Raw genomic sequence first — 23,756 nt, forward strand, 5'->3', positions numbered from 1 at the left:
TGACGGAGCTGTCTACTCGATTAGCAGTAGCTATTTTCGCCTTCTTTGATTAACGCATCAACTTCGCCTTTTAATTTTGGAAGATGGTTTGTAAGTATTGACCAAATATTCTCGTCCCAAATATTGTCATAAGCGTGAATGACTTGGTTTCTCAATCCAATAATTGCTTTTGCATTACTAATTTTTTCAGTAAACAAATTGTCACGAGTGATTATTCTGTTTACGGCTTCACCAATGATCTCAAGATTTCTTTCAATAGCTCTTTAAGCATTAAGTTATTTTTGTATTTGAAAAAATCTTTTTCCTCTTCTTGAAAAAAGCTATCTATTTCATCAATACAGAGTTTAATATCATAAAGCCATTTAAGAATTCTTTCATCCATAAATTAGCTCTTTAGATTTGTTTATTGAGTTGATTAGGATTGGGTTTCTTAGCGTTTGCTCTTCAACTAAGTCAACTTCACGTCCAAATAATTTTTTCAAATTATTTTTAAAATCCATGTAATTATCAAAATACCTAGACAGCTCAATAGATTTAAATTTTACAAGTAAATCAATATCACTTTTTTTATTGAAGTTTGAATTCAAAGCAGAACCAAATAGATACATCTTTTCCACATTGTGCATTGCACAAAGCTTTTTTAAATCTTCCATATTTCGGTCAACTATTCCCATATAACAAATTTAGATAAAAAAGTTCTATTTTATGCTAAGTTCAAACTATTTATAGCAATGACTAGTAGCTTTAAAGTATAAAGGAGTCGCATTGTAAATGCTTGGTTTTGTGTTTTATCAGTAAGTAGGTACTCGTTGCAAACGAGCACCAGTGGGAGTGGTAGCAGTTATTAATTGCTTTTCAATATTTCCATTACTCTTTCTGTTAATCTTACTAATTGTTTTTCAGCTTCTGGTTGAGAGAGAGAACTTAGTGGCTTATTCGGGTCATTAACAGACTGAAATATTGATAATTTGTCTTTTGTAAATAAGCAATGACCCAAAATTAAAGGTAAAACTTTCGTTCCGTTATTTTGAGCATTTTGCAAAATTTTAGGAAGTTCAATTTGTCTAATAAAGTCAGATGCTAGAAAATCAGTAGACACGAGTAAAATTGCAATGCTGGCAGTTTCTAAAGCTTTTGAAATTTCATCTTTCCACTTATCTCCGCCTGCTAATTTAGAGTCATCCCATAAATCAAATTCATAATCGTTAAAAGTCAAAACTTTTAAATTTATTTGAACTTTTTCTAACCAAGATTTGTCTTTGTGGGAATAACTAATAAAGATTTTACCTTTTTGATTATTATTTTCAATAAGAGCTAATTCTTTCTTTTGAACTTCAACGTTAGCGCTCATAAGTAGATTACCAATAGAATTTCCTTTTATTTTAGAAAGATTATAAAAATTATTATCAATAACTTTATTGTTTTGTATTAAACCAAAACAATAAAGGGATTCCAAGTGTTCTAATTTTGACAATTCTAACATAGGAAATGACTTCAATTCCAAATTATTTATCCACAAAGATTTTAATTTTGAATTTTTTAAAATTTCGATTGGAAATTTAGTAAATGAGTTTTTGGAAATATTTAATTCTCTGAGATTTTTTAAGTTTACAAAACTAAGAGGAAGCTTTTCAATTTGGTTGTTTGCAATTTGCAGTATTTCTAGTTTTTTTAAATTTTCTATTTGATTAGGAAGAGTTTTTAACTTATTATTGTTTAGATTCAATATTTTCAGGTTTTTAAGATAACAAATTTTTGAATAAAAGTTAGTTATGCTATTATTTGATAAATCTAGGCTTTCTAAATACTTTAAGCTTTCTATTTCTTTAGGAATAATAGAAATTTTGTTTCCACTCAAATTAAGTTTTTTTAAATTTTTCAATTCAAAGACTTGAGTTGGGAATTCCTTAAGATTTTGGTTGGACAAATTTAACTTTGAAATATTTTTTGATGGAATTTGAATCATAATTCTTTTATATAAGACCAAATATATTAATTTTACATTTCCCTTCGGAGGAAAGGGTTTAATAATTAAGTCAGGGTAGACGAAAATGTGTCCAAAGGACTGGGTTTTTCGGATAAACAGACTCGTTTCGACAACCTCACTATTTTTAACTATAGTTAAATTCCCCGAGCCGGTTCGTCCACTCGGGTTTTTTTTATTCTCTAACTATAGTATTAGGATTAAAATTCACTCGAACTGACGATAATTTGTAAGGTCATTTTATATTGCTTTTTTTGAATAAAATTACACCTTGAATTGACTATTGAAAATCCTTAAGTTGATGATATTGAGTCAGACCGAATGGGATAAAAAAAAACTTTAAATTTATTAAAGCGGCTGTTAGCAGTTGGGAATTATGAAAGACTTTCAACTTTCACTGGCCATTCGAACAAATCCATTCCTTCAGAAATTTCCTTTTCAAACTTTTCTTCCGGCGTGATTCCGAAATCTGCTAATGGCAGTGGTAAATTATGGATCATACGATACTTAGTAAAATATTCATTGTCAATCCACGCTTGACCGAAGCCACCAATTGCATTGTAATAAAGCATCGTTTGCTCATAGTCGGACAATTGTGCTCGCAATGTTTTTAGGTATTCCAACTTCGCATTTTTTTTGATGAGCTTCTCATCTTGATTTACGACGAATTTGACGGTTTGAAATAAATGACGATAATAATGACCAAATCTATTGACATGACCGACGAATGGACGGTAGCTCTTTGGCATCATTGATTTACCAATATTTTTGATTTCAAGTTCAGGAAGATTTTTTTCTTTGCTACGTGTTTTGTGATTGTCCTGAATTGACTTAAGTTCTTTTTGAACAGCTTCAAATAACTTTTTGTCAAATCGTTTTCCGGCCATTGCTAAACTCAATTTTGTAGAGTGAATTCCAACACCGGCATAGAAAAATATGTAAGCTAACTTTACAAGTTCACGATCTTCATAGTTTATTTTTAACTCGCCTGACTTTTTTAACTCGTCATACTTGATTTTTGTAGTAAAAAAAGCATTTCGAAATTCTCGATACATTGAGGCAAATGCTTTTCTCTTTTCTATTTTTCTTTGATCGTATCCGTCAATAGATATTTCATTAACGTTTTCCTTGTGTAAACGTAGAAGCTCATAAAACTTATTCTCAAATCGATTAATTCTAGTATCAATATCTTGAAATTTGAATTGACGAGTTTGAGCTTTGTTAGCTTTTACTTGTACCCAAAAAGCTATAAATGTTAGAAATGCGGCAACTAACGCGATAATTGGACCTGAAATCCCTCCGATAGTATCGCCAATGTCGCCAGTTTTCGAATAGTCAAAACATTGAAAGCTGGGCAGTGTCAATAGAAACGGAAAAACAAAAAATGCGAGTAAAGTAATTATCGGGAAAGCCCAGAGAGCCAAATCTGGCTTTTTGCCGTCTATAAGTTTTTTGTAGAGTTTTTTCGTTTTTTCGTTCATGGATTATGTGTACTGTTTGTTCGCCTTGATGCTAACTTATGTGTAGGTCTGATTACTATTATACTTATTTATTTCCCAAATATATTAAAATATCTTACAAAATAGTTTGTAGTAACATTTATTCGCCAATAATTTATTTTTAAGGTTTCCAGCTGGATTTGTAGTTTTATTAGGGTGTTGTTTTGGTGTTGAAGTAAGTCTGGATGTTTTGTGGTAACAGGATTGTGGGTTAGGGATAGCAGCGGCATCCTTTGTCTCGTTCTTTAAAACGAGACAAAGATATAGCGAATAGCCCGACCGTAGGGAACCCTCAAAAAAAATAGTTTAAAATTTGGAGTATCGCCACTTCAAATCTTAAACTATTTTTAGAAAAAGGAGTTGTTTTACAACTTAATTTCAGTCATTCGATCATCGATAAAACTAAATCCCCAACCCGGTAAATCGTGTGGTTTTGCAAAACCATCCTGAATAACCATAGGATTGTCAATCAATGGATCGACCCAGTCAAAAGATTCTACGCCCACACCATTTGAAATGGTACATAACAACGGAACGTCGTAATCCTTGTAATAATGCGGGAGCACAGGCAGGTGGAAACTTTTAGCCAAAGCTGCACTTTCTCGCCAGGCTTCGACACCACCAATTCTCAAAATATCGGGTTGCCAAATGTCCAGGGCATTTCTGGTTGCTAATTCTCTAAGCGGCAAAGTGTCAAATTCTCTTTCTCCCATGGCCAGTGAAATTCCGGTTTGGTTTTTCAGGATTTCGTAGCCCTGAAAATTCTGGTGATGGATCGGTTCTTCAAACCAGTTGATATTTAAATCTCGCGCTTCACGAGCCAGTTTCATTGCCGATGGCAAATCCATTCCCTGATTAGCATCCATCATGATGTCGACTTTGTCGCCCACGGCTTCACGCACTAAACGCAAACGCTCCACATCGGTGCTGACTTTTGGCGAACCTACTTTTATTTTAACCGCTTTGAAACCTCTATCGGCATAATTGGTCACTTCTTCAATCAATTCGTCAATAGAATAGGAAATCCAGCCGCCGCTTCCGTAAATGGATACTTTTTCTTTGTGTGTGCCTAAGATTTTATGGATGGGTTGGCCCAAAGTTTTTCCCCAGGCGTCCCACATGGCAATATTGATGGCAGCTTGTGCCCAACGCAATACGCCCTGGTTTCCAAAATATTCGGCTAATTCGTCCAGTTTTTGGTAAACTGCTGCAGTTTCATTGGCTTTATAACCTTTGATAACCGGAATAATATCTTTTAATGCGCCCACAATCGCATTGGGAGAATATTGAAAAGACAATAAATAGGATTCGCCAATGACTCCATTTTCCAATTGGATTCGCATTACGATAAAAGCAATTTCGGTTAGCGTGTGCGTGGCATCCGATATTGGTTTTTTTAGTGTAGTGGAAGCCTTGTATAATTTGACGTCTCTGATGGCGGTATCTGTATTCATGCTATGTAGTTTTTAGAATTACAATATTACAACTCTAAAAGCAACACTATTTACACAATAAATGGATTTTTAAACACTATATTGATAAAGAATAGTGTATTTTTAAAGCCTCTTAAACCATTGTAGTGTAGAAATGAAAGCAGAATACCGAAGTATAAGTCCGTCGCTGGGTAGTTCTTTTAATACGACTCTTTTTGAAGGCAAAGAATTTATTGCTTCCTGGCACTTTCATCCTCAATATGAACTCACTTATATTCTGGGAAGTAGCGGTATCCGATATGTGGGTGACAATATGGGGAATTTTGAATACGGCGACTTGGTTTTGGTTGGTTCGAATTTGCCGCATTGCTGGAAAACCATTGGCGAACAAAAAGAAGAAGTACGCTGTATTATTGTGCAATGGGACGAAGAAATGCTCGAAGATTGGTTAGAGAAAAAAGAATTTCAGCACATTAAACAACTGCTGGCTTTGGCTTCCAGAGGAATTCGGTTTGATTTTGAAACGGCTCTGAAGGTCGAAAGCAAATTGTTAAACTTGATTGATTTACCGCCTTTTGAACGGCTTTTGTCTTTTTTGCAAATATTACAGGAATTGGCTGTTAATGGGAGTCATCACTTTTTGGCTGGCGAAGGTTTTACTACCAATTTGACTATTAAAGAAAGTGAGCGTGTGAATTTGATTTACAATTATGTGAAGGAATATTACAACCAACAAATTAGTCTGGACGATGTTTCTAAAAAAATAGCGATGAACAAGGAATCCTTTTGCCGTTTTTTTAAGAAGACCTTTCGCAAATCTTTTTTTGAATTTATCAACGAATACAAAATCAGTATGGCGACCAAAATGCTTATCAATACTGATTTAACAGCTTCTGAAATTGGTTATGAAGTAGGTTATAATAATTTGAGTTTTTTTAATCGACAGTTCAATAAGTTTGTAAAAATGTCGCCTTCTAAATACCGAAAAATGTATCGGGATATTTAATAAAAAAAAGCCTCAAGTTTCCTTGAGGCTTTGATATGAGACATGAAATTAGTTGTTTATAGGAATTGAAATTCCTGCAGCAAGAGCACCTGAAATTTGTTTCATCGAAGGATAGAAATAATAGCTAACTGCGATATCTACACTATGTTTGCGGCCGACTGCTAACCCTAACGAAACGGGAATATGCATCAAAATACCATTTTTTTTGATATTAGTGGATGGCGTATAAGTTTGAAAAGAACCAATAGAAGCCCCAATTCCTGACTCGATAAACGGAGCAATATAAGGGATAGGTGCTGCAACACGAATTTTTCCGCCAAGAGAAAAAGCTTTAGCGCTTATTCTGTATTCGGTTGGATCTCCATTCTCATTAGTTTTGTCTCCTGAGGTGAGTAAAATTCCCGCGTAGGATCTTACGCCAATCCATTTTGTTATTCCTTTTGCGTATTCAGCCTGTGCATAAAAACCGCTTCCTCCACCGTCTTCTTCGTAATAGGAAGTGTTAAGTCCTAGACCAATAGAAGCATTGATGTATTCTCCTTTTTTGGGTTGAGCTTTTAATGAATTTGAGGCTAATACGGAAACTAGTATTAAGATTATTATGGAGCGAAAAGGTGTTGGCATATAAAAGATTAATTTTAAAAATTCGATTGCAAAAATAGAATTAATTCAGATAAATATGTAAATAAATAACTATAAAATTGGTTTCGTTATATGAAAAAAGCCTCAAGTTTCCTTGAGGCTTTGATATAAAATTTAAGTTAGCGTTCTAACTTCTAATTTCTGACTTCTAACTTTAGACTATCCTGCCAAAGCGTCTTTAATTCTTTTTAATGCTTCTTTCAACAATTCGTCGCTGGTAGCATAAGAAAAACGGATACAGTTAGGGTTACCAAAAGCATCACCAGTTACAGTAGCAACATTGGCTTCAGCCAAAAGATACATCGAAACATCGTTAGCATCTTTAATTTTAGTTCCTTTTAATGTTTTTCCGAAGAAAGAAGAAACGTCTGGGAATACGTAGAAAGCTCCTTCCGGAACGTTAATTTTTACTCCTGGAATTTCTTTTAATAATCCAACAACTAAATCTCTACGAGAATGGAAAGCCTGAACCATGTGGTTTAACACAGACGGATCAGCATCAACAGCAGTAATAGTAGCGCGTTGTGCGATAGAGTTAGCTCCTGAAGTTACCTGTCCTTGAATTTTAGTACATGCTTTTGCAATAAATTCTGGTGCTCCAATGTATCCAATTCTATATCCTGTCATTGCGAAAGCTTTAGCAACCCCGTTTACAGTGATAGTTCTGTCGAATAATCCTGGTACAGAAGCGATACTACAGAATGTTCCTGAGAAATTAATGTGCTCATAGATTTCGTCAGCAACGATGTATATGTTTGGATATTTTTCTAAAACTTTACCAAGTGCAGTTAATTCTTCACGGCTGTAAACAGATCCTGAAGGGTTGCAAGGAGAAGAGAACCACATCATTTTTGTTTTTGGTGTGATAGCAGCCTCTAATTGTTCTGGTGTGATTTTGAAATCAGTTTCTACAGAAGTTGGAACTTCTACAGGAACACCACCTGATAATTTTACGATTTCAAAGTAAGAAACCCAGTAAGGAGCTGGTAAGATTACTTCGTCACCGTCGTTTAGCATTACCTGTGCAATGTTATATAAAGATTGTTTTGCCCCTGTAGATACTACAATTTGAGATGGTTTGTAATCTAAACCGTTGTCTCTTTTGAATTTTCTGCAGATAGCATCTTTCAATTCAGCATATCCGTCAACTGGAGAATAAGTGCTGTAGTTTTCGTCAATCGCTTTTTTAGCGGCTTCTTTGATGAAATCAGGCGTGTTGAAGTCAGGTTCACCTAAACTTAAACTGATAATGTCTTTACCTTGCGCTTTTAATTCTCTAGCCAAAGCTGCCATTGCTAATGTTTGTGATGTAGCAAGATTGTTAATTCTGTCTGAAAGTGGATTACTCATTAATAAAGTGTTGAAAGCCCCGAATTCCTATTAGTGAATTAAGGGAGGTTAATTATTTATTTTAATTAATTATTGTTTAAAAACACCAAAGTGTTTCTTTATTTTAAGCCATTTCTGGGTTTGTTCCTAATTCTTTTAAATGCTTGAAATGTGCAATTACGGCACTTCTCATAGTTTTGTATTCATAATAAGGCAGGTTGCATTCTTGTGCGGTTTCGCGAACAATCTTTGCAATTTTGCCATAATGAATATGACTGATATTTGGGAAAATATGATGTTCTATTTGGTGATTTAATCCTCCGGTGTACCAGTTAACCAACCAGTTTTTTGGAGCAAAATTAGTTGTGGTGAACAATTGGTGAACTGCCCAGGTGTTTTCCATTTCTCCTAATTCATTTGGAGAAGGATTTTCTGTTTCGTCTACTACGTGTGCTAATTGGAACACAATACTTAAAATCAATCCGGCGGTGTAATGCATTACGAAGAATCCAATTAATACTTTCCACCAAACGATTCCAATTAGGATAGGCATTACAATCCAGATGGAAACATAAATTATTTTAGTGATAATTAGAGTAGTCCATAGAATTTTAGGACTTTTAGGTTCTCCATAAGACAATTTTCTTTTAAGGTAGTTTCTCATTTGCTTAAAATCAGTCGTAAGCGCCCAGTTGAAAGTTAATAATCCGTAAAGGAAAACAGAATAATAATGTTGAAAACGGTGGAAACTATGCCATGGGGCACTTTTAGTAAAACGAATAATCCTTCCGGCATCGAGATCCTCGTCGTGACCGGGGATATTAGTGTAAGTATGATGTAAAACATTATGTTGTACCTGCCAGTTATAGACATTACCTGCCAGGACATAAATAGTTCCGCCCATTATTTTATTGACCCAGTTTTTATTCGAATACGAACCGTGATTGCCATCATGCATCACATTCATTCCTAATCCGGCCATGCCTATTCCCATAACGATGGTTAAAAGTAAGTGAGCCCAAAAAGGCATATCCAAAGTAAGGATTAAAAAATAAGGAACCAGAAAAACAGTAAAAAGAATGACCGCTTTTAAATGCAGTTTCCAATTACCTGCTTTCGAAATGTTATTTTCTTTGAAGTAGTTGTTTACCCGCGAGTTAAGCGTTCTAAAGAACTTTAGTTTGTCTTGCTTAGCAAATGTAGGTGCGGTAGTATTCATATAATTCAAAAATAGCGTTCAAAGATAATTATTTATAAATTTTAACTCTGCAAAATTGAGTTAAATATTTCAAACTTAAAAATAGTACTTTTGTTAAAAAAATAAACGATGGACGAAATATTGAGCTATTTTCCGGATTTAACCGATATTCAAAAAGAACAATTCCAGAAACTGGATTTTTTATACCACGATTGGAACGAAAAAATTAATGTGATTTCCCGAAAAGATATTGATTCTTTATACACTAAACATGTTTTGCATTCTTTAGGAATTGCTAAAATCATGAAGTTTGAACCTGGAAGTTATGTGCTGGATGTGGGAACTGGCGGAGGATTTCCTGGGATTCCATTGGCTATTCTGTTTCCTGAAACCCGTTTTTATTTAATTGATGTTATTGCCAAAAAAATAAAAGTAGTACAAGGTGTTGCTGATGCTCTAGGTTTAAAAAATGTAAAGGCAGAGCAAATCAGAGCCGAAAATGTAAAAGGCGATTTCGATTTTATCGTGAGTCGTGCAGTAACAAATATGCCTGATTTTGTTTCCTGGGTAAAAACTAAAATCAAGAAACAACAAAAACACGAACTAAAAAACGGGATTCTTTACCTAAAAGGAGGAGATCTGACAGAAGAGTTAAAGGATTTTCCAAAAGCAACGCAATACGACTTAGCTGATTTCTTCAAAGATGAATTCTTTCAAACTAAAAAAGTGGTGCATTTGCCACTGAAATTTGTGGTTTAAGTCATTGCGAGGAACGAAGCAATCTCATAACGAGAGCAACAAGTGTGATTGCTTCGTTCCTCGCAATGACTCTATTCTCCTAAAAATGGGTATCTGTAATTTTCCGGAGATACAAAAACCTCCTTAATGGTTCTTGGCGAAACCCAGCGTAACAAGTTCATTGCCGAACCCGCTTTGTCATTAGTTCCCGAAGCTCTGGCACCGCCAAAAGGTTGTTGGCCTACAACAGCTCCGGTACATTTATCATTGATATAAAGGTTTCCTGCTGCGTTTTGTAGTTTTACCGTTGCTTCTTCAATGGCATAACGATCCTGGCTAAAGATAGCTCCCGTAAGAGCATATTCTGAAGTTTGATCTATCAGTTCTAAGGTTTCAATCCATTTGGAATCCTCGTAGACATAAATAGTTAGAACAGGTCCGAATAATTCGGTTTCCATCGTAACGTATTTTGGATTTGTAGTCAGGATTACTGTCGGTTCAATAAAATAACCAACCGATTTATCGTAATTTCCTCCAATGATGATTTCGGCATCAGTATCTTTTTTGGCTCTTTCAATATAAGCTGCTAACTTATCAAAAGAGCCTTCGTGAATAACAGCTGTAATAAAATTACCGAAATCTTCCGGCGATCCCATTTTCATCGATTTTATATCAGTGGTTAGTTGCTCTTTAATAGCTGGCCATAAACTTTGCGGAATATACACTCTTGATGCCGCCGAACATTTCTGTCCCTGGAATTCGAAAGCGCCACGTACAATTCCGGTAACGGCTTGTTTTACATTGGCACTTGGATGCACTATAACAAAATCTTTTCCGCCAGTTTCGCCTACAATTCTAGGATAGGTTTTGTAATTATGAATGTTCGTTCCAATTTTTGCCCACAGCTCTTTGAATACAAAGGTGGAACCCGTGTAGTGTAATCCGGCAAAATCACGGCTTGCTAAAATGGTATTGGTAATCATGGCTGCATCGCCAAAAACAACATTGATAACACCATCAGGAAGTCCTGCCTCTTTGAAAATATCGATAATAATTTTTGCCGAAAATACTTGACTGTCGCTGGGTTTCCAAATCACCACATTTCCCATCATGGCAGCACTTGCAGGAAGATTGGCAGCAATAGCGGTAAAGTTAAACGGAGTGATGGCATATATAAAACCTTCCAAAGGTCGGTATTCTAATCGGTTCCAGATAGCGGAGTCGGAGGTAGGCTGGTCAGCATAAATCTGCGTCATGAATTCTACGTTGAAACGCAAAAAATCAATTAACTCACAGGATGCATCAATCTCAGCCTGATGAATATTTTTAGATTGGCCAATCATAGTTGCGGCATTGATTCTGGCTCTGTAAGGACCGGCAATCAGTTCGGCGGCTTTCAGGAAAATGGCTGCGCGTTGTTCCCAGGCCATATTTGCCCATGCTGTTTTTGATTCTAATGCATTTGCAATAGCGTTTTCTACATGTTTTTTTTCGGCAAGATGATAGCTACCTACGATGTGTTTATGGTCGTGCGGAGGAGTGATGTTTCGGGTGTTTCCGGTTCTGATTTCTTCATTGCCAATGTATAGGGGGACATCAATGGTTTCGTTCCACATTTTTTTGTAAGCCACAAGAACAGCTTCTTTTTCGGGTGAATTTGGAGCGTAACTTTTTACAGGTTCGTTGATAGCTTTGGGTACTTTAAAAAATCCTTTTAGCATTGCATTTTGTTTATCTTAGGTTAGAGAATCTTTATTCTAAAATGAAGAATAAAGGTTGCTAACAAAAATACAAAAGGAGAATTTAAAACTTTTATAAAGATTTATAAATAAGTTTTAAAAAATGTTAAACGGGGAATTAATTTAAAGCAAAAGGAGCACAAAGCCTGAAAGTAGGAATGATTACTTTAAAATTTTTGGTATTGGTAAAGTTAATCATATTGAAATGGCCTTTCATGGCTCCGTAAGGAGAAGAAAGGAGGCAACCAGAGCTGTAAGTGTGATTTTCTCCTGGTTTTAAAACCGGTTTTTTGCCAATGATACCTTCGCCATCAACAATTTCTATATTGTTTAGAGAATCAAAAATTTCCCAGTGACGAGAAGTAAGTTGCACTGAATCTTTACTGTGGTTTTCGATGGTGATATGGTAACTAAAGGCAAAGTGAATTTTGTAGTTCTTGAAGTAAGTGCCTTCAAAACTAGTCAAAACGGTAATTTTTATGCCTCTTGTTATCTGAGAAACCATACTAATGTGGTAAATAGTTGTGCTTAACTGGTTCAAAATTACAAAATTTTCATTTGCTTTTGTTTATTTTTAAATGTTTTTTTAATTAATGATGTTCAGGGAATTAGCAGTTCCTTTTCCGATGATTCTGTCGTAGCGTCCGGTGTTTTCTTTATAGTAAACTAAAATGGTATATTCGTTTTCAGTTTGATAGAAATTTCCGTCGATTGCATTGGCGTTATCAATGATTCCTTTGCTGTCTGCAACAACATATTGGAAATTGGTAAAACCTTGTTTGATTAAGACAGCTTTTTCATAGATACCTTTTTTTTCATTATAATCCATCATGTATTCCGGGGAAAGACTGTAATTGTTGAACATTCCGCTGATATAGATGTTTTTGTTGAGTCGGAACGTAGGTGCTGAAAGGCTAAAATAGACCCAGGCGTAATCGGCTTCCACTTCGTTATTGCTTGCGTTAGTGTTTTTTACAACAAAATTACCGTTGATGTCTTCAAATAGTGTGTAAGGAGAATTGGCTCGAGCATTGCTGGTGTGCAGTAGGCAATTGTAAATGTCTGTGCTAAAATCAACACGGGCTATAAAATTGCTTGCAACCCGAATGTCTTTGTTTTCGAAATAAAGAAATTCATTTCCTGCCCAAAATTGGGTTTCTGTGTCATACTTGTAAATTAAGTCGTTCCCAATGGTGTATTGTGGTTTGATATTTTTTATTTCAGAATTAAAATTACCGTTTTGAATAAGACGGACATTGATGTTTTTTAATGGATTTTGAAAAGTAATAGTATTGGATTTTATTGCAAAATCTAAATTGTGCATGTATTCGATATTGCTTACGTTTCGGGCTCTTTTTATTTGTAAAGGAATTGTAGCGATGTTTTCGTAAAGCATGAATTTTCTCGACAGCACAACTTCCTTGTCCTCATTGAGAATTTTAAGAATATAATTACCGCTTAGACGCAATTGCTGGGTGAATTGGTTTGGGAGGCTCAGCTTGTAATGAGAATAAATTTGCAGGGTGTTGAAAGAATTAGTGTAGTTCTGAATTCTTTGATTGTCAAATCCTTGTAGGTATTCGTTTTTTGGGATATTAGTTGGGATCCAGTTATAATCGCAATGAACAATTTCGTAGTAATAATTGGCTTCATTACCAAAAAGGTCGTCAAACTGAAACTGAAAACTACTTCCTAATTCAAAAATTGGAACCATATTTTGGTCGTTTTGAACAAAGGAAACTGTTTTTATGTTGTATGGGGGAGCTATTTCTTTTTCGGTTTGAGCTAAAGAAGGATTTATTGAAAGTACTAAAAGAAAAAATAAGATTATTTTGAAAAAAGACTTTGCCATTTTGTACTACTTAAGATTTTGTAAATATAACGAATACTCCTTGTTTTTATTTATTAAATAATTTTCAAAAATATTTTTCGTGTGTATTTTCTGTTAAATAAAATGTATCTTCGTTAGCTGTTAAGAATTATCTTATTGTAACTTTATTTGGCTATATGAAAAAAATCAACAATTTAGTATTCGGAATGATGGTGTTTCCATTGGCTGTTTTTGCACAGCAAATCGATTTTTCAAAAAAAATTCCTTTTGATCCAACTGTAAAAACAGGAAAACTTGAAAATGGTTTGACCTATTATATCAAGAAAAATACCAAACCAGAGAAAAAAGTTGACCTTAGGCTGGTGGTAAATGTAGGTTCTATTCTTGAGGATGATGACCAACAAGGATTGGCTCATTTTATGGAGCACATGTGTTTTAATGGCACAAAACGTTTTCCTAAAAATCAGTTAGTTGATTATTTGCAAAGTATAGGAGTAAAGTTTGGACAACATTTGAATGCTTATACCAGTTTTGATGAAACGGTTTATTTTCTGCCAATTCCATCGGATAGTCCTGAAAAATTAGAGAAAGGTTTTCAAATACTTGAAGATTGGGCATTCAATACCGTTTTGAGTCCTGAAGAAATAGATAAAGAAAGAGGCGTAGTTTTAGAAGAATACCGTTTGGGTTTAGGTGCTCAAAAACGAATGCTAAATCGTTATATTTCTAAATTGATGCACAATTCGCATTATGCGGAACGCTTGCCTATTGGGAAAAAAGAAATTTTAGAAAAATTCAAATATGAAACCTTAAATCGTTTTTATAAAGATTGGTATCGACCAAATTTGATGAGTGTTATTGTTGTGGGAGATATTGATGTTAACGAAATGGAGCAAAAAATCATCTCTCATTTTTCGACATATAAAAATCCAACGAACGAGAAGGTCAGAAAAACTTTCGAGATTCCGAATCACAAAGAAACTTTTGTAGCTGTTGAAACAGATAAAGAGGCTCCATCGGCTCAAATTCAATTATTGTACAAAGATTATGAAGCTCCAAAAACAGTTATAAATGTTGGAGATTTTAAAGATGATTTGGTTGAAGGTCTATTTACAACTATTTTGAATACTAGATTAGGCGAATTGGTTAACTCTCCAGCGCCGCCGTTTACTTATGGCTATTCTTATTATGGAGGTACTTTTGCTCGAAATAAAAAAGCGTTTCAATCGGTAGCGATGTCTCAGGAAGACAAACAATTGAGTGCTTTGAAAGTATTGGTTACCGAAAACGAAAGAGTTAAGAAATTTGGTTTTACCCAAGGAGAATTAGATCGATCTAAGTCTGAAATTCTTGCTTCTATTGAGAAAATGTATAACGATAGGGATAAAACCAATTCAGCAAATTTTGTAAGCGAATATCAGTCTAATTTCTTAAATAATGATCCAGCACCCGGTTTAGAATGGACGTATCAAACCGTAAAAGAACTATTGCCAGTTATTAATTTGAATGATGTAAATGCTTTAATTAAAAGTTATTTGAAAGAAGACAATCGTGTGGTCATCTTAACAGGTCCAGAAAAAGAAGGTCTTAAAAAAGTGGCTGAACAAGAAGTTTTGGACGCTTTAAAAATCAATACAGATGCTATTGAGCCTTATCAGGATGCAGCTGTAGCAACTAGTTTGATTCGAAATGAAATTAAGCCGGGTAAAATTGTTAAGCGAGAAAGTAATCCAAAAATTGGAACCAAGATATTGATTTTGTCCAACGGTGCAAAAGTGATTTACAAGAATACCGATTTTAAAAATGACGAAATTCTTTTTGAAGCGGTTAGTTTTGGAGGTACTAATTTGTATTCTGATACTGATATGAAAAAAGTAGAATTTGCAAACGGAGCTTTGAGAGAAGCGGGTTTTTCAGGTTTGAAACTAAATGATATCAATAAATTCATGACGGGAAAAAAAGCAATTGTAATGCCATATATTAGTAACGTAACTGAAGGATTGAGAGGCAATGCAACTCCTAAGGATTTGGAATATTTGTTCCAAATGACCTATGCTTATTTTACTGATTTGAATTTAGATCCAGAGGTTTTTGAAGCATACAAACAAAAACAATCTACTTATTATAATAATCTGGCTTCTCAACCTAATTTTTATTTTCAGCAAGAGCTTTCTAATGTTCTATATGAAGGTAATCCTAGATTTAATGGTTTAATTCCAAATGATAAAATCTGGAAAGAAACTGATTATACTTTGGCATACAACAAATACAAAGAACGTTTTGCTAATGCAGCTGATTTCGAATTTTATTTTGTTGGGAATATTGATGATAAAGTAATAGAAGAATATGCGGTTAAATATTTGGCTTCTTTGCCTTCTTCTAATAAAAAAGAAAAAGCAACTGATTTAGGATATAGAATGCTAAAAGGTGATTTGAAAAAAGTAGTAAATAAAGGTGCTGATCCTAAAAGTAATGTCATGATATTGTATTATGGAGATGCGAAATATTCGAATAAAGAAGCTATGAGTATGCAGGCTTTAGGCGAAATTTTGACTATAAAACTAATCGAACAATTGCGTGAAAATGAAAGTGGCGTTTATGGAGTTTCTGCAAGAGGAGGCATGAGTAAAGTGCCTTATGGATCTTATAATTTTTCTATCGGATTTCCGTGCGGACCAGAAAACGCTGAGAAATTGACCGCATCAGCCTTAGAAGAACTTCAGAAAATTATAAATAACGGACCAGAAGAAAAAGATGTCGCTAAATTTAAAGAAGGTGAATTGCTCGAATACAAAAAGGATAGTAAAGAAAATAGATTTTGGTTGTCTAATTTTACTAGTTCTTATACCAAAGGCAATAGTGCAGAAGAAGTATTGAAATTCGAAGAATATGTAAATGCAATTACTGCTAAAGATATTCAGAATGTAGCTCAAAAATACCTGACAAAGGATAAGGTAATTGGGATTTTGATGCCAGAAAAAAAATAGATTTTCATTTAAAAGTAAAAACCTGTTTGCAACGGCAAACAGGTTTTTTTATGATATGGATTATTTGAAACAAATAGGGATGATTTCTCCTTTTGCTAAACAATATTTAGTGACTAATTCGGGAGCAATTTTATTAGTATAATCTTCTTCAATTACTTTAAAACCGATGCTTCTTAATTTGTCAAAATAATCACGACCGTAAATGCGTACGTGATCGTATTGTCCGAAAATTTTAGCGCGCTCTTTTTGGTCTGTAATACTATCGTCAGCGAAGGTAACTTCTCGATTCAAGTCTTGCGGAATTTGTAAAATTGCCATTCCGCCCGGTTTTAATACACGATACAATTCCTGCATGGCTTTAGTATCATCAGGAATGTGTTCTAAAACGTGATTGCATAAAATCACATCGTATTGATTGTCTTCAAACGGAAGATTACAAATATCAGCTTTTACATCTGCCAAAGGCGAAAACAAATCGGTTGTGGTGTAATCCAAATTTTTTTGTTTTCTGAACAATTTGTAAAAAGCCTGTTCCGGTGCAAAGTGTAACACTTTTTTGGGAGCTGTAAAAAAATCAGTTTCTTCATTTAAATACAACCAAAGTAAACGATGTCTTTCTAACGAAAGTGTACTTGGTGAAAGCACATTGTTTCTTTGTTTTTCGTATCCGTAAGGCAACATCGATTTGAAGCTTTTCCCGTCAATAGGATCGGTATATTTATTTCCTTTTAATGAAAGTGCAATAATTGGACGCGCCAAATAACTCAAACGAATTAATAATGGTCGAGGAATAGTATTTAAGACTAATTTGAAGAGTTTTTTCATGGCTATTACACGGAGACTCGCAAAGCTATCACAGAGATTCGCAGAGTTCTTTTAAATATTTGTGTTCGAATTAATAAAACGTTTTATACTATTTCTTAAAATTTTTGAATTGTAATTGATTAATAGTCCGTATGGATAATTTCCTAATTTTAGATAGGTAAGTATTTGGGCAAAATGTACTGATGTGTAATTTTCGACTGTTTTTAATTCAATTACTAATTTATCTTCAACTAGTAAATCAATTTTGTAACCTTGGTTGAGTTCAATTTCTTTATATGTAATAGGTAATGATAATTCCTTTTCTACTTTTAGTCCTGCTTTTTGTAATTCATAAAATAAACATGCTTGATAAGCTGATTCTAAAAGTCCTGATCCTAATTCTCGATGAACTTCAATTGCTAATCCAATAACCTTATAAGAAAGTGCATTTAATTCTTCGCTTAACTCTAAATTGGCATTTTCTTCCATTTATCCGTATCTTTTATTAAATCTTTGCGAATTTCTGTGCTTTCTCTGATTGTCTCTGCGAAATAGCTTATGAAATTTGTATCTGATATATTAGATAATCAAAGGAACTTTTCTAAACTCATCTTCTTCGTTGCTTTCAATTCCTAAAGCTTTGTAGATGTAAGCGTAGGTAGACAGCAATTCGGGTTTTCCATCTACTAATGCGACATCGTGTTCAAAATGTGCAGATGGTTTTCCATCGGCAGTCAGGATTGTCCAGCCGTCTTTTAATTGTTTGATGTTGCGGGTTCCCTGGTTGATCATGGGTTCCAATGCGATAACCATTCCTTCAACAAAAAGTTTTCCACGACCTTTTTTTCCATAGTTAGGCATTTCAGGGTCTTCGTGCATTTTTTGTCCTAATCCGTGTCCTACTAATTCACGAACTACTCCGTAACCATGACCTTCAGTATATTTTTGAATAGCATTCCCTACATCTTCTACACGATTTCCGGCTTTGAATTCGCGCATTCCCACGTATAACGATTCCTTGGTAACCTGTAACAGTTTTTTAGTTTCCGGAGCTACTTCGCCTACTTCAAAAGTATAGGCGTGATCGCCGTGAAAACCATTTTTGTAAGCACCACAATCAATAGAGATAATATCACCGTTTACAAGAGGAGTGTTATTTGGAATTCCGTGTACTACTTGGGCGTTTGGACTCATGCAAAGTGAATTTGGGAAACCATATAAACCTAAAAAACTAGGTACGGCACCGTGATCACGAATGAACTCTTCGGCTAATTTATCAAGATGTAAAGTGGTAACTCCTTCTTTAACTTCAGAAGCAAGCATTCCTAATGTTTTCGATACAATTAAGGCACTTTCGCGCATTAATTCTATTTCTTCACGTGATTTTACTACAATCATAGTTTTGAATTTTGAGTTTGCAAAATTACGATTTTAATTGATTTAATCAGGATTTGCTATAATTTTATACAATTCGGAGTTGGAATTGCAAAATTCATTTCTCAAAGCAATTGCATTCAACTGTGCTGTAATCAAGCTGCTTTCCCGGCTATTGATTAAAAACAAAGAGCTTTCCCCAAAGGAAAATAACCGTTCTTCAGATTGTAACATGGTTTTGTAATTAGCAACTAAATCATTGGCTAAAATATATTGTTTGTTTAACGAACTAATAACTTCTTTTTGAGCTTTGATTTTGTTCGAAAGCTGCAAACGCTCTAAATTAAGGCTGTTTGTTGTCTCCTGAATTTTATATTTGGCTAATTTGAGTCCGCCTCTCTCTTTTCTCAAAAAAATAGGATAGCTAAAATTGACTCCTATTTTATAATTTTCAAATTTATAGTTGTCAATATATTGTGGTTCGGAAAGATAGGAATAGCTGAGGTCTATTTTAGGTAAAAGCATATTGGCTTTTAATTTTTGTTCTACCTCAAGCATATCAATTTTAGTTTCTATTGCATTTATCTTAGGATGATTGTCAATGGTGAAATCCTGTGTTAATAAATCATTTGTTTTTAAAGTTTCTTGAATGGTATTTTCAATTTGTTGTTCAGGAAAAAGTGTTTCAGAAAGTTCCATTGGTATCAAATTCTCTAACCATAAGAAATTAGAAAGTTCGAGTTTAGCCTTATAGAGTTTTAATTTTGAATTTTCCAGACTCAATTGGCGACTTTTTAAACTAATTCCTGCTTCGACACTATCAATTGCTCGTTTGTCTCCTTGTTCAATAGAAGTTAAAATAGCATTATAACGTGTTTGCGCATTAGTGGTGTACTGACTGTACATTTGGAATTCGTCGTAATTTTTTTTCCAATTAAAATAAGCTACCGAAGCATCATATAATATGGCTACTGCTTGTAGTTTTCGTTCGGCTTGGCTCAATTGAATTTGCATTTTAGCTTTTCGCAAATCGGCCATTCTTTGGTTGATAAAAAGTCCCTGACCTACAGGTACCGAAATTCCAAAGGAGGTTAAGCCCGGATTAGGAACCGTGTTTTCGGGATTGAGGTAATAACCTTCGTTTTGATCAAAACCCGCTTTAATTTCGATTCCATACCAGGTAGGAATTTTAAAACTGCTATTCAAAATAGAATAATAGTCGGTGCCTTTGAATTGTTTTTTATCAAAATCTACTCCAATTTTCGGGTCAAATGCACCACGGGCCGTCATTAAATTAGCCTGTGCTTTACTGATTTCTAAATTAGCGGTTTTGACTAACGGATGAAATTTTTTGACATAGCCTAAATATTCATTGAAAGTAAATTCAGATTGTTTAGGCGCTTCTGTTTCTCCATTAGTTTGCTGTGCCTGAAGAATAAAAGTAAAATGCAGTAAAAATAAAATGAGGTATTTCATTATTTTTTTTCTTTAGATTTACTTGTTTTTTCTTGTACTTGATAATAGTCAGGAGGGAAACCGTTTAAGATTCTCCAAATTTCAAACCAAACAGGAACAGTATTTAATAAAGCTATCGTTTGAGCTCCGGAACCTATACTGATTTGTTTAGGCCATGAAGCTTCATCTTTATCCGGAGCTATTAGTACTCTGAATTTTCCATTGTCACTGATAAAATTTTCGACAGCTACAATTTTTCCTCCAAAAGTTCCGTAGGAGATGTCAGGCCAGCCCGAGAATACAATAGTAGGCCAGCCGTCAAACCATATTCTAACCTTTGCTCCCTTGGAAATTAAAGGTAAGTCTAATGGATTGACATAGGTTTCTACGGCAATATCATATTCAGAAGGCATTATGGTTGCTATGGGTGTTCCTTCTTTAATAGTTTCTCCAATACCTGCTTGTAAGGCTCTGTTAATATAGCCGTTTTGAGCAGCTTTGATGTAGTACATTCCGTTACGGATGCTGTAATTAGCATATTGGTTTTTTAATTTGTTTACCTGAGCATCGGTATCGTACTGGCTGCTTAATGCGGTGAATTGATCACTTTTGGCTTTAGCTGTTTTTTCACTGTATTCAGCATCAATTCGATTGAGTTCAACTTTAGCGTTGATTAATTCGTTTTTGCTGGTTAATAATTTATTTTCCTGAGTAATAATTTTGGCTTCAACTTCCTGAAGTTTTAATCTTTTTTCTTCTACATCGGTCAGGGGTTTTAGACCTTCTTTGTTCAATTGTACAGTACGATTAAATTGAGTGTTGGCAATTTTGAGTTGTGTTTTTACCGCAATTAAATCCATAGAGTCGCTTTCTATCTTGAAAAGGGATTGTCTAATTTTGTTTTTTGCCTGTTCCAGTTTAAGTAGTTTTTCATTTTGAATAGCCTGAATTTGAATAGACAATGCACTTACCTTAGAGTCATAAGATTCCAAAGCTTGTTTTTTAGCGTCAAGCTGATTCTTAGTATTTGCAACTAAGTTAGGATCCATGTAATCTTCTTTGATTTCAGAAATATAAAGGATGGTGTCTCCTTTGTGAACAAAATCGCCTTCCTGAACGTACCATTTTTCAATTCTTCCTGAGATTACACTTTGAATTGACTGGGGTCTTTGATTGGGTTTTAATGTGGTTACAGCCCCTTTTCCGGAAATATTTTGAGTCCACGGAAGGAATAGCCCAATTAAAGCCAGAATAGAAACTATAGTTATTATTCGGTTCAGTATTTTATAATGCGGTCTCTTAGCCAGCGATTTAACGGTGTTGTAGCGATCCAGGAATGTTGAACCGTGTTCGTTATTATTAGAAATATTAAGCATAATTTTGATTTTTAGTATCTAAAATAATTTTTCCTTTTTGCATAGTAATTTTTCTATTGCATTTTGTTTTCCAATATGGATTTTTTGAAGAAACAACAATTGTCCATTTGTGTTCTTCGGAGGTTAAAAAGTCAATGATTTCATTGGCTACTTTTTCGTCCATAGTGTCCGTAGGATCTTCAAGAAATAAAATTTTAGGTTTGTTTACAATACTTCTGGCTAATAATATTTTTTGAGCATTAGAGGATGATAGCTGTCTTCCTTCAGGGAAAATAGGAGTCATTAAACCTTTAGGCAAAGATTTAATGAAACTGCTGAGTTGTACACCATCAAATGCCCATTTTAAAGTTTCATCAGTAATATTTTTGTTTTTAAATGTAATGTTGTCAATGACAGTGCCTTCAAAAGGAGTTTCACCATGAATGATGCTCGAAACTTGTGCGCGGTATTGATTGATATTTATTTTAGTAAAACTGTCATCATTGATGTACATCACTCCGGATGATGGTTGAATAAGTCCTGATAAAATTCGGATCAGGGTTGTTTTTCCGGAACCATTTTCTCCGTCAATAAAAATATGTTCCGATTGTTGAATTTTCAGAGAGATATTGTCTAAAATTTTGTTTTTTGAATCAGGAAATCTAAAACTAACATCATCTACTTCTAATGCTATTGAAGTATAACAATTGTCATAGTCAATAGGGAATTCTTCTTCTAAATCCATGTCGGTTATGGTTCCTATTTTTTCTATTGAGGTCAATACATCGTAGAAAGTTTCCAGTCCCAAGATTATTTTTTCGACCGAATTAATTACCAATAAAATAATAATTTCGGCAGCCACAAATTGACCAATATTCATTTCCTGTGCTAACACCAGATAACCTCCTATTGAAAGTAAGCTGGCAGTAATGATTACTTTAAACACAATTAATTGGCTAAACTGTGATTTGATTACGGCAAAATGATTTTCTCTTGAGTTGAGGTAATTAGTCAGTATTTTGTCGTTTTTTTCTAAGGCGTAATCATGGTGTAACTGGTTTCGGAAACTAAAGTTGTTTCTGGCTATTTCCTGAAGCCAACCCGCTATTTTGTATTTGAATTTAGATTCTGTTAAACTGGTATTTAGACCTGAAACATAAGAAAATCTAAAAATGAAATACAGTAAAGCAAATAGTAGAATACCAAAAAAGATAAAATAGGAATGGTATAATGAGAGTAAGGTGAGTCCGAAAACAATTTGGAGTAAGGCGGCCGAAAAATCTAACAATAGTTTTGAAGTTCCTTTTTGAATTACTAAGGTGTCAAAAAAGCGGTTAGCCAGTTCAGGCGGATAATTGTTATAGAATTCTTCAAATTTAATTTTTGGAAGACGTACAGCAAATTCATAAGAAGAACGGATAAATATTTTTTGTTGCAAATTTTCAGTTATTCGCAACTGCATTAGAGATAAAATACCCACTAAGGCCACACCAAAAACAACCAGAATAATTAACATGATCCAGGAAACACTAGCTCTTCCTGATTGAATAAAATTAGTTATCGCCTGAATCCCTAATGGTAATGATAAACTAATAATTCCTGAAAAAATGGAATAAAAAAACAGCTGATAAACGTCTTTTTTATCCAGTTTTAATAAGTTATAAAATCGTTGTAAAGGCTTCATAGATATTTATTTTTTTAAGGCTTTGGTTATCAGGTCAAGGTAGAAATCAGTTGGCGAAATCAGATCACTACAGTCGGTTATTGTTTTTAGGTGTTCGTTAAGAAAATGCTGGTGCAAACTTCCTTCTACTATTGTTGAAGCCAGACTTTTAGAATAAGGATAATCAGGATTAACGTCGTAAATCATAGTGGCTAATTGATTGATTATTCTTTTATAGACTAAAAAGTATCCTTCCTTGTTGTCTTCATCTACTTCTTTAGTGTAAAGAGCTTTGTTGAATTCAGCGATGATAATTTTATTTAAAATAGCTTCATTAATATGTTTGGTGTTGTCATCGTCTTTAATTTTTTCGGTAACAACTATTATTGCTTTGGTTAGTTTTTCTACCGGATTGTTAATGTTATTAGTGGCAAGAACAAGTCTGTATTCCATCCAACTCCAATACCAGGAGGATAGATATACAACTAATTTATGCTTGTTTTCAAAATACCTGTAAATGGAGCTTTCGTTAGACTGAATTTGTTCACCCAATTTTTTAAATGTAAAACTTTCTAAACCAATTTCGTCTATTAATAAAATGCTTTGCTGAATGATTTTTTTACCTAATTCAGATGTTTCAGGATCTTTCAGGTAGAGCTTCTCATTTACTTTTATTTTTAAATTTCCTAACAAATCCATTGCTATTCATTTTTGTGCAA

At 34.1% G+C, this 23,756-nt stretch carries 22 protein-coding genes; 3 read left to right on the forward strand and 19 right to left on the reverse strand.

Features of this window, described 5'->3' with window-relative positions:
- Window positions 1-20: 20 nt before the first annotated feature.
- From FDM27_RS16160 to FDM27_RS00855, 6 genes are all read right to left on the reverse strand, one after another.
- Window positions 21-257 carry a DUF86 domain-containing protein gene (locus FDM27_RS16160; RefSeq protein ID WP_317133608.1) on the reverse strand — a complete coding sequence of 79 codons (237 nt, stop codon included), beginning with the start codon at window positions 255-257 and terminating at the stop codon, window positions 21-23.
- A complete protein-coding gene (locus FDM27_RS16165) occupies window positions 221-382 on the reverse strand; it encodes a hypothetical protein (RefSeq protein WP_255510431.1) in 162 nt (53 codons plus the stop codon). Before FDM27_RS16165 ends, FDM27_RS16160 begins: the two co-directional genes overlap by 37 nt.
- Window positions 375-674 (reverse strand): nucleotidyltransferase family protein, encoded by a 300-nt coding sequence (locus FDM27_RS00840; RefSeq protein WP_140484831.1) that lies wholly within the window; start codon window positions 672-674, stop codon window positions 375-377. Before FDM27_RS00840 ends, FDM27_RS16165 begins: the two co-directional genes overlap by 8 nt.
- A gap of 170 nt (window positions 675-844) precedes the next feature.
- Window positions 845-1,966, reverse strand: a complete 1,122-nt coding sequence (locus FDM27_RS00845; protein WP_140484832.1) for a leucine-rich repeat domain-containing protein — start codon at window positions 1,964-1,966, stop codon at window positions 845-847.
- Between the two features lie 392 nt (window positions 1,967-2,358).
- Window positions 2,359-3,465, reverse strand: a complete 1,107-nt coding sequence (locus FDM27_RS00850) for a putative phage abortive infection protein (protein ID WP_140484833.1) — start codon at window positions 3,463-3,465, stop codon at window positions 2,359-2,361.
- 383 nt (window positions 3,466-3,848) lie between these two features.
- Window positions 3,849-4,937, reverse strand: coding sequence for a mandelate racemase/muconate lactonizing enzyme family protein (locus FDM27_RS00855; protein ID WP_073241367.1), 1,089 nt, complete (start codon window positions 4,935-4,937; stop codon window positions 3,849-3,851).
- Between the two features lie 133 nt (window positions 4,938-5,070).
- On the opposite strand from FDM27_RS00855, the gene FDM27_RS00860 reads away from it, so the two are divergent.
- Entirely contained in the window at window positions 5,071-5,922 is an 852-nt protein-coding gene (locus FDM27_RS00860) for an AraC family transcriptional regulator (protein ID WP_140484834.1), read from the forward strand.
- A 48-nt stretch (window positions 5,923-5,970) separates the two neighbouring features.
- On the opposite strand, the gene FDM27_RS00865 is transcribed toward FDM27_RS00860, so the two are convergent.
- From FDM27_RS00865 to FDM27_RS00875, 3 genes are all read right to left on the reverse strand, one after another.
- Window positions 5,971-6,546 (reverse strand): hypothetical protein, encoded by a 576-nt coding sequence (locus tag FDM27_RS00865; protein WP_140484835.1) that lies wholly within the window; start codon window positions 6,544-6,546, stop codon window positions 5,971-5,973.
- Window positions 6,547-6,723: 177 nt separating this feature from the next.
- On the reverse strand, window positions 6,724-7,914 hold the full coding sequence (locus FDM27_RS00870; RefSeq protein WP_140484836.1) for a pyridoxal phosphate-dependent aminotransferase: 1,191 nt from the start codon (window positions 7,912-7,914) through the stop codon (window positions 6,724-6,726).
- A 103-nt stretch (window positions 7,915-8,017) separates the two neighbouring features.
- Window positions 8,018-9,112: a fatty acid desaturase family protein gene (locus FDM27_RS00875; RefSeq protein WP_140484837.1), complete on the reverse strand. Its 1,095-nt coding sequence runs from the start codon at window positions 9,110-9,112 to the stop codon at window positions 8,018-8,020.
- A gap of 108 nt (window positions 9,113-9,220) precedes the next feature.
- On the opposite strand from FDM27_RS00875, the gene rsmG reads away from it, so the two are divergent.
- Window positions 9,221-9,850 (forward strand): 16S rRNA (guanine(527)-N(7))-methyltransferase RsmG, encoded by a 630-nt coding sequence (gene rsmG, locus FDM27_RS00880; RefSeq protein ID WP_140484838.1) that lies wholly within the window; start codon window positions 9,221-9,223, stop codon window positions 9,848-9,850.
- Window positions 9,851-9,921: 71 nt separating this feature from the next.
- Here the strand turns inward: rsmG and pruA are convergent, their stop codons facing one another.
- The 3 genes from pruA to FDM27_RS00895 form a co-directional block, all read right to left on the reverse strand.
- On the reverse strand, window positions 9,922-11,550 hold the full coding sequence (gene pruA, locus FDM27_RS00885; RefSeq protein ID WP_140484839.1) for an L-glutamate gamma-semialdehyde dehydrogenase: 1,629 nt from the start codon (window positions 11,548-11,550) through the stop codon (window positions 9,922-9,924).
- A 136-nt stretch (window positions 11,551-11,686) separates the two neighbouring features.
- The gene (gene apaG, locus FDM27_RS00890) at window positions 11,687-12,073 is read right to left on the reverse strand and encodes a Co2+/Mg2+ efflux protein ApaG (protein WP_066326834.1); all 387 of its coding nucleotides are present in this window, start codon (window positions 12,071-12,073) and stop codon (window positions 11,687-11,689) included.
- 81 nt (window positions 12,074-12,154) lie between these two features.
- On the reverse strand, window positions 12,155-13,420 hold the full coding sequence (locus FDM27_RS00895) for a DUF5103 domain-containing protein (RefSeq protein ID WP_071184901.1): 1,266 nt from the start codon (window positions 13,418-13,420) through the stop codon (window positions 12,155-12,157).
- A 155-nt stretch (window positions 13,421-13,575) separates the two neighbouring features.
- Between FDM27_RS00895 and FDM27_RS00900 the strand changes: the two genes are divergently transcribed.
- Entirely contained in the window at window positions 13,576-16,386 is a 2,811-nt protein-coding gene (locus FDM27_RS00900) for a M16 family metallopeptidase (protein ID WP_140484840.1), read from the forward strand.
- A gap of 60 nt (window positions 16,387-16,446) precedes the next feature.
- Here the strand turns inward: FDM27_RS00900 and FDM27_RS00905 are convergent, their stop codons facing one another.
- The 7 genes from FDM27_RS00905 to FDM27_RS00935 form a co-directional block, all read right to left on the reverse strand.
- The gene (locus tag FDM27_RS00905; RefSeq protein WP_140484841.1) at window positions 16,447-17,211 is read right to left on the reverse strand and encodes a class I SAM-dependent methyltransferase; all 765 of its coding nucleotides are present in this window, start codon (window positions 17,209-17,211) and stop codon (window positions 16,447-16,449) included.
- A gap of 51 nt (window positions 17,212-17,262) precedes the next feature.
- The gene (locus FDM27_RS00910; protein WP_071184904.1) at window positions 17,263-17,679 is read right to left on the reverse strand and encodes a GxxExxY protein; all 417 of its coding nucleotides are present in this window, start codon (window positions 17,677-17,679) and stop codon (window positions 17,263-17,265) included.
- A 90-nt stretch (window positions 17,680-17,769) separates the two neighbouring features.
- Window positions 17,770-18,588, reverse strand: coding sequence for a type I methionyl aminopeptidase (gene map, locus FDM27_RS00915; RefSeq protein ID WP_071184905.1), 819 nt, complete (start codon window positions 18,586-18,588; stop codon window positions 17,770-17,772).
- Between the two features lie 42 nt (window positions 18,589-18,630).
- Window positions 18,631-20,040: a TolC family protein gene (locus tag FDM27_RS00920; RefSeq protein WP_071184906.1), complete on the reverse strand. Its 1,410-nt coding sequence runs from the start codon at window positions 20,038-20,040 to the stop codon at window positions 18,631-18,633.
- Entirely contained in the window at window positions 20,040-21,395 is a 1,356-nt protein-coding gene (locus FDM27_RS00925) for an HlyD family secretion protein (protein ID WP_071184907.1), read from the reverse strand. The genes FDM27_RS00920 and FDM27_RS00925 overlap by 1 nt, the downstream gene beginning before the upstream one ends.
- Window positions 21,388-23,058, reverse strand: coding sequence for a peptidase domain-containing ABC transporter (locus FDM27_RS00930; protein WP_140484842.1), 1,671 nt, complete (start codon window positions 23,056-23,058; stop codon window positions 21,388-21,390). The genes FDM27_RS00925 and FDM27_RS00930 overlap by 8 nt, the downstream gene beginning before the upstream one ends.
- A gap of 6 nt (window positions 23,059-23,064) precedes the next feature.
- On the reverse strand, window positions 23,065-23,736 hold the full coding sequence (locus FDM27_RS00935) for a TetR/AcrR family transcriptional regulator (RefSeq protein WP_140484843.1): 672 nt from the start codon (window positions 23,734-23,736) through the stop codon (window positions 23,065-23,067).
- Window positions 23,737-23,756 lie beyond the last annotated feature (20 nt).

Source organism: Flavobacterium sp. GSA192 (genome assembly GCF_006386525.1).
GTDB lineage: Bacteria > Bacteroidota > Bacteroidia > Flavobacteriales > Flavobacteriaceae > Flavobacterium > Flavobacterium commune.